This is a genomic window from Dyella dinghuensis (assembly GCF_003977615.1).
Lineage (GTDB): Bacteria > Pseudomonadota > Gammaproteobacteria > Xanthomonadales > Rhodanobacteraceae > Dyella_B > Dyella_B dinghuensis.
The window spans coordinates 82,285-94,881 of the sequence record NZ_RYZR01000001.1 but is presented as its reverse complement, the minus strand read 5'-3'; the positions used below and the strand labels follow the sequence as shown (position 1 = coordinate 94,881).

At 55.6% G+C, this 12,597-nt stretch carries 10 protein-coding genes and 1 pseudogene; 5 read left to right on the top strand and 6 right to left on the bottom strand.

Going from position 1 to position 12,597, the window contains the following annotated elements:
- Positions 1-132: 132 nt before the first annotated feature.
- Positions 133-576, bottom strand: coding sequence for a hypothetical protein (locus EKH79_RS00460; protein WP_126671824.1), 444 nt, complete (start codon positions 574-576; stop codon positions 133-135).
- A gap of 221 nt (positions 577-797) precedes the next feature.
- On the opposite strand from EKH79_RS00460, the gene EKH79_RS00455 reads away from it, so the two are divergent.
- The 5 genes and pseudogenes from EKH79_RS00455 to EKH79_RS00435 all read left to right on the top strand — a co-directional run bounded on the left by EKH79_RS00455 (position 798) and on the right by EKH79_RS00435 (position 2,755).
- On the top strand, positions 798-1,331 hold the full coding sequence (locus tag EKH79_RS00455; protein WP_126671823.1) for a hypothetical protein: 534 nt from the start codon (positions 798-800) through the stop codon (positions 1,329-1,331).
- A gap of 338 nt (positions 1,332-1,669) precedes the next feature.
- Positions 1,670-1,903 carry a RebB family R body protein gene (locus EKH79_RS00450; RefSeq protein WP_126671822.1) on the top strand — a complete coding sequence of 78 codons (234 nt, stop codon included), beginning with the start codon at positions 1,670-1,672 and terminating at the stop codon, positions 1,901-1,903.
- A gap of 12 nt (positions 1,904-1,915) precedes the next feature.
- Positions 1,916-2,152 (top strand): annotated as a pseudogene (locus EKH79_RS00445) (RebB family R body protein); the annotation flags it as partial.
- Between the two features lie 7 nt (positions 2,153-2,159).
- Positions 2,160-2,507, top strand: coding sequence for a RebB family R body protein (locus EKH79_RS00440; RefSeq protein ID WP_126671820.1), 348 nt, complete (start codon positions 2,160-2,162; stop codon positions 2,505-2,507).
- Positions 2,508-2,509: 2 nt separating this feature from the next.
- The gene (locus EKH79_RS00435; RefSeq protein ID WP_126671819.1) at positions 2,510-2,755 is read left to right on the top strand and encodes a hypothetical protein; all 246 of its coding nucleotides are present in this window, start codon (positions 2,510-2,512) and stop codon (positions 2,753-2,755) included.
- A gap of 106 nt (positions 2,756-2,861) precedes the next feature.
- Here EKH79_RS00435 and EKH79_RS00430 read toward each other — a convergent pair whose 3' ends face one another.
- From EKH79_RS00430 to EKH79_RS18815, 5 genes are all read right to left on the bottom strand, one after another.
- Positions 2,862-5,726: a protease pro-enzyme activation domain-containing protein gene (locus EKH79_RS00430; protein WP_158621154.1), complete on the bottom strand. Its 2,865-nt coding sequence runs from the start codon at positions 5,724-5,726 to the stop codon at positions 2,862-2,864.
- 412 nt (positions 5,727-6,138) lie between these two features.
- Complete coding sequence (locus EKH79_RS00425) at positions 6,139-7,302, bottom strand: FG-GAP repeat domain-containing protein (RefSeq protein ID WP_158621153.1); 1,164 nt, start codon at positions 7,300-7,302, stop codon at positions 6,139-6,141.
- A gap of 109 nt (positions 7,303-7,411) precedes the next feature.
- Entirely contained in the window at positions 7,412-8,593 is a 1,182-nt protein-coding gene (locus EKH79_RS00420) for an FG-GAP repeat domain-containing protein (protein ID WP_126671816.1), read from the bottom strand.
- 489 nt (positions 8,594-9,082) lie between these two features.
- A complete protein-coding gene (locus EKH79_RS00415) occupies positions 9,083-11,935 on the bottom strand; it encodes a protease pro-enzyme activation domain-containing protein (RefSeq protein ID WP_126671815.1) in 2,853 nt (950 codons plus the stop codon).
- Between the two features lie 388 nt (positions 11,936-12,323).
- Positions 12,324-12,482 (bottom strand): hypothetical protein, encoded by a 159-nt coding sequence (locus tag EKH79_RS18815; protein WP_158621152.1) that lies wholly within the window; start codon positions 12,480-12,482, stop codon positions 12,324-12,326.
- Positions 12,483-12,597 lie beyond the last annotated feature (115 nt).

Here is a 12,597-nt window from a genome sequence, read left to right as displayed (position 1 = left end):
GTGTGAGGTAAGGCGTTACTTGTTGTGCCGATATCCACCACCGATGCCGCATAGGAAACGACGCGCTACTCGCGAGAAAATCTCCGCACAAACAAACCGGATCCGATTCACGCAAGAACGGCCCGACGCTGGCTATACGTTGGCCTGAACCTGGCGAGGATACAACTGACAGTGTCTGCCTCCCGCCGGGACGGCCCGCTTGCAATACACGTCGACGACGGCAATCGCGCTTTGAGCGGCGTCGAACAGCAGCACTCGTTTTGCCACGCCTGGACCGGCCGAGTTGTCGATGGCGACGGCGACGAACGGCTGCGGAGCAATACCCAGCTTGCGTAGGGCTTCCGACCTCTCGGCCGCCCGCTCCGCCTGCACGTATTGTGTATGTGTGTTGCCGACAAGGGCCTCCAATCCGTAGCCCGTGTGCAAGTCGACAAAGTAGGTCTCGTATTGGCCTGGGGTTGCGGTGACGGTGAAATTCTCCAAGTTGGTGGCGCGGGTCTGGTCTTGGGCGGCGCTGATGCTGCCGGCGCACGCAAGACTGAGTGCGATGGTCGTGGCAATGATCAGGCGTTTCATAAAACACTCCACACGGACGCTTATGTCCGTGGAAAAACTATGGGCCGTGTAGAAGAAACAAAACGAGACAAAAGGCGAAATAAAACGATATCGGCTTCGTTAGGCGCGACTAGCGACCGTCAACCGCTTTGGCGCGCTTTGTTGTCAGTTCGCCTATTTCCCAGTAAAAGCCATAAGTATCGGTTGTCAGCCATTGTTCGCTTCATCTACAGGATGGAAACATGTGGCCTTTCAGCAAAGTAAAACGCCAAGCCGTTGATGAGAGAGCTGGACTAGCGACCAGCTTCTTGCTCGACTCGCTCGAGCGGAATTCGACCGCCGTCATCAATACGGCAGTAGGCCGGAACTGGCGCGAAACCCAATTTGACGCGTTCCCGGTCGTTGCGCGGGAGGTGCTCCTCTTCGAACTTCATTTAGCGAGCCGGCTAGCCATGAAGGCGCGAGAAAAAAGCGGTGACACGCAACTCATGGAAGCCATGGTTCATTTAATGGCCAAACGTGTGCCAGAAGTCATGCGTCCGCGCTTTCAGGATGAGTACGCTGTGCGTCAACTGTTCTATACGAAATTTGCTGCCTTCAAACCGGAAGATGACCAGTCCTACGAAGGCACCTTGTTTTGGGAATTTTCAAAACTGATTTTGAAAGTGACAGAGCAGAAGCCTGAAGCCAACAAGATGCAGGGACTCAACGTCATTTGCGACGACATGCTGCATCGAATCGATGAAGGATTCGAACAGTTAGGTATCTACGAGTGATCGATCTAGCGCCGCACTCGTTTCGCATTCCATCGCGGCAACTAATAACGATATCTGCCACCGTTACCGAACACGACTTTCTACACATAACCTTCACGCGCGTGCTGACGCGTCGGGTCGGAAGGTGACGAAATAATCAGGTCGTGCAACGAGGCGATCGATGGTTGCCGGCGACTTAAGTCGCTGTGCAACAACGCTCTTCGCTAATGAGCTTTGGGATGGCTCATTTCCTGCTTACGTTTCTGCCGCCTTATCGAGGCACATCACGCAGCGTCCATGTTGCAGCGGTATTTCCAACCGCTCATTTAAATGCACCACTCACACAGGGAGTTTGAGAGATGGCATCACCTACCGCATTGAATTCGCAAATTACCGACGCCGTTACCCAGTCGAATGTAAAAGTCATTGGCGAGGCGCCAGCCATGGCGCTGAGTTCGTTGTATCAAGCGCTTTCGCATGCCGCCGGCAGAGCGGGAGAAAATCTGGTTACGCAGCAGCAGAACGCAAACACTGTGTCGCAGGCGCTGGTTACGCGGTGCGTGCAATCCATTCTCGGTTCCACTGGTAAGTAAGGAGACGAACCCATGGCTTTTCCGACTGCCGTCAACGACCAGATTACCGATGCTGTTACTCAGTCCAATGTCAAAGTTATCGGTGAAGCGCCCGCCATGGCGCTGGGCTCGCTGTATCAATCCCTTGCACACGCTGCCGGCATTGCCGCAGAGAACCTCGTCACCCAACAGCAAAACGCCAACACCGTGTCGCTGGCAGTGGTGACAGCGTGCACCGAAGCGCTGCTCAGCAAGACATCCGCGGACGCGTAACGTCATGACTGACGAGACCACAGTCAACAGCCAGATCACTGACGCGGTCACGCAGGTCAACGCTTCGGTTGAAGGTTCATCCGAAGCCTTGGCGCGCGCAATGGCCAACCAGATCATGGCCCACGCCGTGTCGGTAGCCATACAAAACGCCGTGGCGCAGCAGCAACACCTCTATATGCTGCGCAACGCCGTGACGACCACCGCCGTCCGCGCGATTCTGAAATCAGACCCTGAGCAAGCCCTGCGCTTTGCCAACGAGGCGCTAAACGGCGACGACCTCGCCCAGACCATCGAGCAACTCAGCGCCTTGTTGAACAATAAATCCGCTGGTGAAACAAAACCTGGGACATGACGATGACAAGCGACGAAAAGGAAACACCGCCCCCGTCAGAAACAGAAGCCGCCGCTACGCCAACCACCGACGACGTGGCCGCGCAAATTCAACTTACCCATGACCAGCTAGTGGCCGCTCTTGCTGCTAGCGACCAGGCCGTTGAAGACGCCATGCGCACGGCCGAGGAAGCGGTAGCGATGGCGGTGCAAGGAGTGGCAAAAGCTGTGGAAATGGCGCAGCAAGCTACCAAGAAGCCAGCCGCTTAGCCCGATTTGCAACAGAGTGCTCGGCGATAAAAGAAACAGGATCAGAGTGCACTTACCTCTTGAAAGTGCACTCTGATCATTGCTTTTGGACGATTATTAGCAAAACTCAATACCAGGGCGGCGCCTGTGTACCGTTGAATAGTGCGCCAACGACCCACCAACCGGTGGGGTAACTCCAGCCGTTGTCGTTACCCCAGCTGCTCGGATTAATTCCGAATGGGCCGGGAATCTCCGGGGCATTTCCGGAAAATAGCGCATTAGACGCGCCCCCATACAGACCACCCGTGCCTATCATCATGTTGTCGATGTTGATGCTGTAAACGCCGGTGTTATTGACGCCTTGGCCAGCGATGATATATCCCGCCGAACCGAACTCAGCGACAGCAACTGGCCCATATACAGGCAGGAGCTGGATACCGGTTTGATTGCCGTTGGCATCGAAGGAGCGCGAAAAAAGTGTCCCCCATCCCTGTGGAGATTCACCTGATCCCACGGGTGCCGCCTGATAAGTCTGTATGCCTATGTTCGTACCCTGGTAGCCGCCACCGAGGGACGTAATGGTCCCCATATTCGGAAAGTATGGGCTCAGGTTGTAAGCGTTGAATCCCTGCCCGGTAGAGCCACCGGTCGTGTTGCCGACGCTATCCCAGATGTACAAGTCGTTGGCCGCGCTGGTCCACACAATGCTAAGCCGATTGGATGGTGTGTAGTAGCCGATGCTGATCGGGTAATAGCCACAGGCAATGTTGACGGTGTGATAGCCCGTGACTGTGGCGCCATTCATCGTCCAATAACCGAACTTGCAGTCAACAGGATCCAACCAGAGAAGATCGTCGTGACCGTCGCCGTCGACATCGCCTGCGCCAATAAGCTGCCATTGGCTGGGGTAATCCGAGGCGCCGATCCGGGTGGACGTGAATCCTCCATGTTGATTGTTGGTCCACAACCACAGATCGCGATTGGCGCTGGTGAAAACCAGATCGGCATAACCATCATTGTTGAAATCACCTACGGCACCCACGAAGTAATTGGGCGTAACGCTATAGGTGGCGAGCCCCGTCAGATTGACAACGCCACCGCCGGTGCCCACAGGCGCGCTGGCCGTCATGGTCCAATAACCCACCTGGCTTGACGACGGGTTGAACCACAACAGATCGGATGTGCCGTCGCCGTTGAAGTCTCCGGGCGCATGCATGCTTCCTGGAATAGGCGTCGTCACCTGCAAGGCAGGCAACGTCGCAAATGATACAAACGGGGAACTCGCACCGTAACTTGGCGTCAAGTCGGCAAACTGTTGAACGATCACGCTGCCCCAGCCACTCGCGTAATCCCAACCGGGACCGGCACTGCAGCACCCTCCAGGGCCGACATTGGAATCCGAACCGTAAAGCACGTCGTGAAAGGCATCGTTGTAACTGAACGCCGATGCCTGCGCCAATTTGTAGATGACCGGTGGCGCAAAACCCAGACTGTTACCGTCGGCCTGAAGTACGTGTGCCCACATGCCAACCGCAAGCGGCGCAGACAGGCTAGTACCGCCATATTGTTGATCCGGGGAGCCATCGATCGTGATCAAAGCGCCGCTAGCGGGATCGCCTTCGAAAGCGATATCGGGCACACCGCGATGAACTTGATCCGTGATACCCGCAACGCCTTGCTGCCATGCAGGTATCGGCTCGAAAAGGCTCGGGCTACCACCGGTGCCACCGTAGCCTTCAACAGTTTTGTTCCAGACCTCTTCGCTTTGCCAGGCGGTATTTGAAGTGGTGTAGAGGGACGTACCGCCAACCGCCGTTACATATTGAGAACTCGACGGCCAGCTTGGTTCCTCCGTGGCGTTGTTGCACTCGTCCGCCCCCCTGTCGCCATCTGCCACGAAGAACGTCTGGCCCTGCGCCACGGCTTGCTTGAACGTCGCATCCATGGAAACGGCAGTGCCATCCGACTGTGCCTGCGATTCGCACTCACCTAACGACACATCGATAGCCCGGAGCATATTGTCCGACACGACCTGAGCGAAGGCGATTTCAAGGTCCGACTCGTTCAGTGAGGCGGCGACGTAGAAGTAATACTGCTTTACGTTGGTGAAGGCGATGATGCTCTGGCTATCGAGGTCCCACTCATCGTCATCGCTATTCCCGCCAGTACTATTGCCAATACCGGTGTTGCCCAGGAGCGTAACGGTGACACCCGGGTCCACCACCTTGAGGTCACTCAGGACATTGGTCATCGCTCCCGCAGAAACTGAACCTACGGCCACGGTGGTGACGTTCGGCATGTTACCGACCCCATAAATCACCGGAAAATCCGAAGGTGGGTGCCCAATCTGTCCGCCGCTGGTTTGCGCCTGCACAGTCATCGTGTGCACCGCGGTCGGATCGTACCTGCGTGCCATGGCGTGAGCGATGTGCACGTTTTGTACGCCAAGTACCGCTTGCACGACGTCTTGCAAATTACTCGGTATTTGTATCGCACTGTTGTTGGCAAATGCGTCTCTGCCGTCATGCGTCTTGACGTGCATGAACGAGGTTTTGAATGCGGCCTGTGCGGTATCTGCGCGTCCGTCAGCCTCGATAAAAGCGTTATTGGGGGCAATTTTCACATTGCCGAAGCCGGCCTTGACCAAGTAGTCGGCGACCGCTTGCGCCTGGACCTTGGATGGGCCGTAAAGCATCCGGAATTGCGCAGACGTCAGTGGCCGGAATCCAGGTTTGGCGATGTAATCATCAAGCTGCTGCTCATTGCGCAGTTTCAGCGTCACAACAACATGCATAGGCTGTGACACGGCCAGCGGACCGAGCATCCGGTCGCCTTTGTGCAATGTCACCGCGGGATGCAGCGCATGCATCACTGTGTCAGCAGACGTCGCGACACCATGGGCCGCCGATTGCGCCAGCACACCCCATGACGTGCCCAACATGGCCAGACCCATCACCATCGTCAGTTTCTTTACGCATCGACTACTGAACATACGTCCCCCTGACTTGTCCATAGTGACCCTATCCCTCGATAAGCCCCTGGTGCAGCCTTTCTTTCGAACACATTCCCCGAGCCAAGAACCTCGCGTGTGATCAGGCTATTAATCACCCGCACCTCTAAAGCGTCCGCCGAGCAAGCCAGCCCGTTGCGCAAAGAAGTTCAGATTTGCCCCTGTCGCATCGCTTCTATGGCCGCAACGCACAACGCCACGCCCCAATACTAAAGATCCGGGCGTCCCGGCGTCCATTCAAAACCGTCACCCATAAAAAGCCCGTCTTCTGGCACAAAGAAGGGAACGGGAGTAGTTGTCGCGACTTAATTACCTCCATCCCTTTTTTGCTTTTTACAAAGTGCACCTTGACATCTTTTTGAAAGAGCACTCTGACCCGTGTTTTTGAACGCACTCATTGCCAGGGCGGTGCCACGGTACCGTTGGGCAACGCGCCTACGACCCACCATCCGCTGGTATAGCTCCAACTAGTGAAAAACGGATAAGACGTGTCCGGTGGAGGGGCCGGAGCGTTGCCGGATTCAAAGTCATTGACGTCCGGCAAACCTGCGGTGCTGATGACCATATCCTTCGGGTCGAAGTAATAAATACCCGTGTTATTGACGCCATTGCCTGCAATGACGTAACCCGCAGACCCGATGCTGGTGTTGACAAGACCCCCACCCCAGACAGACGTTAACTGGGTACCGGTTTGATTGCCGTTCGCATCGAATGTGCGCGATAGAAGCCATCCCTGACCGGAGTCGTAAGTGCCGTCGGTGCTGAGTTCGTCATACATCAACCCAATGCCCTGCCCTTCATAGCCACCACCGATGGCGAGCAGACGACTCCCGGCTGGCACGTACGAAGTCAGGTCGTACGCGTTGAAACCGTTGCCTGTGGTACCACCCGTGCCGCTGCCCGTGCTATCCCAGATATAAAGATCGTTCGCCGCACTCGTCCACACGATGCTTAAGCGATTCGTGGGCGTGTAATAGCCGATGCTGACGGGGTAATACCCGCATGCAACAGGTATGATTTTGTAGCCAATGCGTGTCACGCCCTGCATCGTCCAATAAGCGAATTCGCACGCCGACGGATTCAACCACAGCAAATCGTCATAACCATCGCCATTGATATCCCCTGCGCCAATCAGCTGCCAACCACTGGGATAGGTGGTGATATAGGTAGACGTCCAACCGCCGTGCTGATTGTTGGTCCACAAATACAAGTCGCGATTTGCGCTCGTGAAAACCAGGTCGGCATAACCATCGCCGTTGAAATCGCCAACGGCACCCACGAAGTAACCGTTTGTAACGGTGTAAGTGCGTGATCCAATCTGCGTTACACCACCGCCGAACTCGCCCGTCGTTACCGTGGCAGTCATGGTCCACAAATTGAGCTGACTGAGCGAAGGGTTGAACCACAGCAAATCCGATGTACCGTCGCCGTTAAAATCATCCGGCGTGTGCATGCTTCCAGGTATAGGTGTCGTGACCTGCAACGCAGGCAGCGTGCCAAACGAGACAATCGGGGCATCGCCGGCCATCGCCGAATATGCAAGGGTGAGGAGAACCATTGCGAACGATATCTTTCGCAATGCGTGAAAGATGACCGTTAAAAAACGCCCAGCGTGCATGACCTTCCCCTAAGCGTAGCGACGATGTTGATCGGCTTCCATTACACGTCTACGGCTGCATATCCGGCGGTAGCGAGAGTGATGCCGCGATTCCATAGGCCGGCGCACCCACGAGATACCAACCCGCTGGGAACGTCCACGAGTTGAACGAATAGAAAAATGGGGCCTGGGTGGAAACCAAACCTTCGGTACTTATCGTATCGCTGCTTTGATCAAGACCGTAAAAACCAGTGGTACCTGAATTGTTATTTTGAATCAGATACGCGCCCACCCCAGGCTGACCGTTAACGCCGCCATCGCAAAAGGAATCTTTAACGACATCCGTCTGATTGCCGTTGACGTCGAAAATCCGCGAGTACTGAGCGCACGCGTATTGCGGTTGCGGGCCACCGTACGACTCGATGAACATGTCGGCCCCGGCGGTGCCACCGCCCATCGCCCATGTGCCTGTCAGCGTGAGGTTGTAACTGACGTACGGAGTCAAGTTGTAAGACTTAAATCCGCTGGCAGTGCTATCCCAGATGTACAGATCGTTGGCTGGACTTGTCCACAAAATGCTAAGCCGGTTGGACGGCGAGTAATAGCCGACACTCACTGGGTAATAACCGCATGCAACGTTGATCGTGTGCGTGCTCGTTACTGTGGCGCCATTCATCGTCCAGTAACCGAACTTGCACTCGGATGGGTCGAGCCAAAGCAGGTCATCATGACCATCGCCATCGACATCGCCCGCACCAATAAGCTGCCATTGGCTGGGGTAGGCGGCGTTACCGATTTTTGTCGACGTCCATCCGCCGTGTTGATTGTTGGTCCATAGCCATAGGTCGTGATTGGGGCTGGTGAAAACCAGATCGGCATAACCATCGCCGTTGAAATCGCCCACAGCACCAACGAAGTAGCCAGTCGTGACGTTAAATGTAGAGACGCCCGTCCGGGTGACCGTGCTGCCACCTACGTTGGCCGCCACGTTAGCGTTCATCGTCCAATAGCCCACCTGACTAAGCGTAGGGTTGAACCACAGCAAATCCGATGTGCCGTCACCGTTGAAGTCGTCGGGAATATGCGAGCTACCAGGAATAGGCGTCGTGGGCTGCAGGACTGGTAGCGTATTGAACGACACGACCGGCGACGAAGACAAAACCGGGCCGCTTTGGCCTCGCACTTCAGTTGCCGCAAGCGAACCCATCAGGCACAACACGAGAGCACTACCCACGTAGTGGCTAAAACGCATAATTTCCCCCTGTTTAGATCTTCCCTGCCGGCCGTTGGAGCCCAGCCCCGATCAGGTCGACTCTTCCATGGTGACTTTATCCGCGCTGAAAGCCAAGACCGCACGCAAGTCGTTCTCAATAGTACAGAAATTGTATGCAATGGAAGGTACATGCTGGAAACAGGTCTCCGCACGCCTGGCGAAAAACGCGACCTGACCGTTCGCGTCCCGCACGACCGCAGTGCTGATCAACTTGTGCCGATGGGTGGCTTTAGGAGTGTGCGCAATGGTTTCGCTGTCGGGCGCGCATCGGCCCCAGAGGGCCTGACCGCTTTTCCTAAATCAGAACCGTGGTCAGAGCGATGCACTTCGCCATAGTTAAACATGATTCGATCAAAACACGTGACGACCAAAGAGAATCGAAAAGAGGTCGGGGTGTATTTCTTCAAAACGACAGCCTGCCCCTTTTTTTAGCATCCCGCTTTTTAATCGCCATCTTCCAGGCGAGACTTATTTCCACGGCGGTGCAACTGTGCCATTAAAGAGCGCACCGACCACCCACCACCCTGTGGGATAACCCCAGCTGTCGCCCAAATATTGTGGCAATTGGGGCGCGTTTCCGGATGTATAAGGGTAGGTAGTAAGCAATCCGCCTGTGCTTATGGTCATGCCATCTGGATCAATGTTGTAAACGCCGGTGTTATTGAATGGGGTGCCAGAGACATTGCCAACGATCACATATCCGGCTGCTCCCAAATAGGTCGGAACTTGGTTGAAGGTCCATAGTGAGGTCCATTGGACACTGGTTTGGTTGTCGTTAGTGTCGAAGGAGCGCGCAAGTATTGCCCCTTGATCGTTGTCATACGTTCCATCGGAGCTGAGCGTATATAGCTGCACGCCCATGTTCTGCCCCTCATAACCGCCGCCGATGGATACGATGTGGCTGTTCGCAGGCAAATAGGAAGTCAGGTTGTACGCGTTGAAGCCGTTGCCCATGCTGCCACCGGTGTTGCTGCCTGTGCTGTCCCAGATGTAGAGATCGTTCGCGGCGCTCGTCCACACAATACTGAGCCGATTCGATGGCGTGTAATACCCAATACTGATCGGGTAATAGCCACACGCGACGTTCATCGTGTAGTAACCGGTGACGGTGGCACCGTTCATCGTCCAGTACCCGAATTTGCATTCGGATGGATCCAGCCAAATCAGATCATCGTGACCGTCGCCATTGATATCGCCCGCACCGATAAGCTGCCATTGAATGGGATAACTTGAATTGTTGATGCGCGTGGACGTCCATCCGCCATGTTGATTGTTGGTCCACAGCCATAGGTCGCGATTGGCGCTCGTGAAAACCAGATCGGCGTAACCATCACCATTAAAGTCGCCCACGGCGCCGACGAAGTAGCCCGGGGTAACGTTGTACGTTTCCAATGAATCGCGTGTGACGCCGCCGCCCATCCAGTCGCTCGACAGCCAGTAACTCATATTCCAAATGCCAATCTGACTGGTCCAAGGATTGAACCACAGAACGTCGGATGTTCCATTCCCATCGAAATCCCCCGGTGTATGTGTGCTTCCCGGATTGGGCGTCGTTACCTGCAGCGCAGGCAATGTCTCGAACGATACGAGTGGAGAACTCGAACTGTAATCAAGAGTGGAAACGAGGCTCGAAAACTGGTTGACGATCACGCTGCCCCAGCCACTGACATAGTCCCAGCCAGCACCCGCGTTGTAGCCTAAGTAGCCGTTGTCCCCAACGAGAATGTCGTGGAAGCCGGTGCCATAGGTGGCCTCCGACATCTGCGCAACCTTGTAGATCACCGGAGAGGCAAAACCCAGGCTGCTGCCGTTGGCTTGCAAAACGTGCGCCCACATACCCACCGCCAGTGGCGCGGATAGGCTGGTGCCACCGACCAACTGATTACTCTGCCCATCAATGGTTATCAGGGCTCCACTGCTGGGGCTTGCATCAAACGCGATATCCGGCACACCGCGATAGGTCTGGTTGACGATGCCAGGAACGCCACGCTGCCAGCTCGGAATGGCTTCATAGGCGCTCACCCCGCCGCCGCCGGCGCCGTCAGCGTCTTGCGAACCGTCCCAGTCAGTTTCATCTTGCCAAGTGGTGTTAGGACCGGTGTAAAGGTCGGTGCCACCGACCGATGTTACGTATTGGGAAGTTGTCGGCCACGCCATCGTGGGCATACCGGAACCATCTTCACATTCATTGGCACCCGCATCGCCAGCCGAGACAAAGAAGGTTTGCCCTTGCGCAACACCCTGCTCAAACGTCGTGTCGTTGGCAGCCGCCGTACCATCCATCTGAGCGTCAGATTCGCACTCGCCTAGCGAGACATCGATGGCTTTTAGCAAATTATCCGATACGACCTGAGCATAGGCAGCTTCGATCTCCGGGTTGTACATCGACGCCGCAACGTAAAAATAATATTGCTTGACGCCGGTGAAGGCGATGATGTTCTGGCTGTCCAGATCCCATTCGACGTCGTTGCTATTGCTACCACTTCCACTGCCAACACTGGTATCTCCCCTCAGCATGACTGAGACACCGGGATCCACCGTAGCAAGATCGCTCAGAACATTGGTCATCGGGCCGGCCGAGATTGAGCCCACCGGCACGGACGTTACGTTCGGCATCCCGCTGGCGCCATAAATCACGGGGAAGTCGGAGGGTTGATGCCCAACCTCGGCGCTCGTTGCCCCGGCTTGCACCGTCATGGCATGCGCGGCAGCCGGATTGTAATAGCGTGCCATGACGTGAAAACTGTGTACGTTTTGTACGCCCAGTACCGCACGCACGACACCTTGCAAATTAGCCGGCACTTGCACCGCACTGCTATTGGCGAAGGCGTCGTGTCCGTCACGCGTTTTGACATGCACGAACGACGTGTTAAACGCGGCTTGTGCCGTATCGGCGCGACCATCGGCTTCCACGTACGCGTTACCGCTGCCGACCTTTACGTTGGCGAAGCCGGCGGTGGTCAAGTAATCGGCGACGGCTTGAGCCTGTTGCCTGGTAGGTGCGTACAGCATCCGGAACTGGACAGACGTCAGTGGTCTGAAGCCGGGTTTGGCAATGTATTGTTCGAGCTGTTGCTCGTTGCGCAACTTCAAAGAGACGACCACGTGCATGGGCTGCAATGCATCTAGCGGACCGACGAGCTTTTCGCCGTTATGCAGGGTGACGGCTGGATGCAAGGCCACCATTGCGGCACTACGCGTGATAGTGACATCGCCTTGCGAAGGCTGTGCCGCAACGCTTGTCGAACCAGCTAATGCAGCCAATGCTATAGCTGTTAAGAGCTTTTTGCCGAAGTGATAGCTCGTTACAAACCCTTTCATGTTGCCCCCGTTGAATAAGCATCCATATTTATTACGTCGTCCAGCGCAAACGGTCAGTACTTGCAGGGCGCATAGCTTTAATCGCTCGTGAGAGCGAGTGGCGGTTGTGACGAATTCCCCTGTACGCGCCAAGTTTCACGCAATTCGGCCCACGCCTCCAGTATCGAGCGCCCGTCCTCCCGTCGACCACACGGGCATCGAAAGAAATTGCGGCCACTAAAGAGGTCCAAAGCCGGGAAAGCCGGCCGACAGCGGAGAAAAACGAGGTGGCGATTACTCTTGCGCAAAAAGGCTCTGGCCCTTTTCGAGAGCTTTTAGAAAAGCCAAGATCCAGTTCAAATATCCTATCCGCGTAGATTTCAGCAATAACGGTATCTGGTACCGTTATTCATCCTTTGATTTCACCGTCTATGTCGACCAGCTCTACGGCACCTTCGCGTTTGTGCCGTTCGATGCAGCGACGATGGAAGTGATTCACCAAGGGACGGTGACACGTAGCGGTAAGCCCGTTGCCGGTCAGCTTGTAACGCTCCAATACAGCGGCCACACGTATCGCACCTATACATCGGCTCGTGGCAACTACCGCTTCACCTGCTCGAAGAGTCAATCAATCAAGAGCAAACTGAAAGGAACACTCATCGTTGGCAAACACAAGCAGACGG

Excerpts from the sequence above, each read along its gene's own strand:
- EKH79_RS00460 (WP_126671824.1), bottom strand. The coding sequence starts at position 576 with ATGAAACGCCTGATCATTGCCACGACCATCGCACTCAGTCTTGCGTGC.
- EKH79_RS00455 (WP_126671823.1), top strand. The coding sequence starts at position 798 with ATGTGGCCTTTCAGCAAAGTAAAACGCCAAGCCGTTGATGAGAGAGCT.
- EKH79_RS00450 (WP_126671822.1), top strand. The coding sequence starts at position 1,670 with ATGGCATCACCTACCGCATTGAATTCGCAAATTACCGACGCCGTTACC.
- EKH79_RS00440 (WP_126671820.1), top strand. The coding sequence starts at position 2,160 with ATGACTGACGAGACCACAGTCAACAGCCAGATCACTGACGCGGTCACG.
- EKH79_RS00435 (WP_126671819.1), top strand. The coding sequence starts at position 2,510 with ATGACAAGCGACGAAAAGGAAACACCGCCCCCGTCAGAAACAGAAGCC.
- EKH79_RS00430 (WP_158621154.1), bottom strand. The coding sequence starts at position 5,726 with ATGTTCAGTAGTCGATGCGTAAAGAAACTGACGATGGTGATGGGTCTG.
- EKH79_RS00425 (WP_158621153.1), bottom strand. The coding sequence starts at position 7,302 with ATGGTTCTCCTCACCCTTGCATATTCGGCGATGGCCGGCGATGCCCCG.
- EKH79_RS00420 (WP_126671816.1), bottom strand. The coding sequence starts at position 8,593 with ATGCGTTTTAGCCACTACGTGGGTAGTGCTCTCGTGTTGTGCCTGATG.
- EKH79_RS00415 (WP_126671815.1), bottom strand. The coding sequence starts at position 11,935 with ATGAAAGGGTTTGTAACGAGCTATCACTTCGGCAAAAAGCTCTTAACA.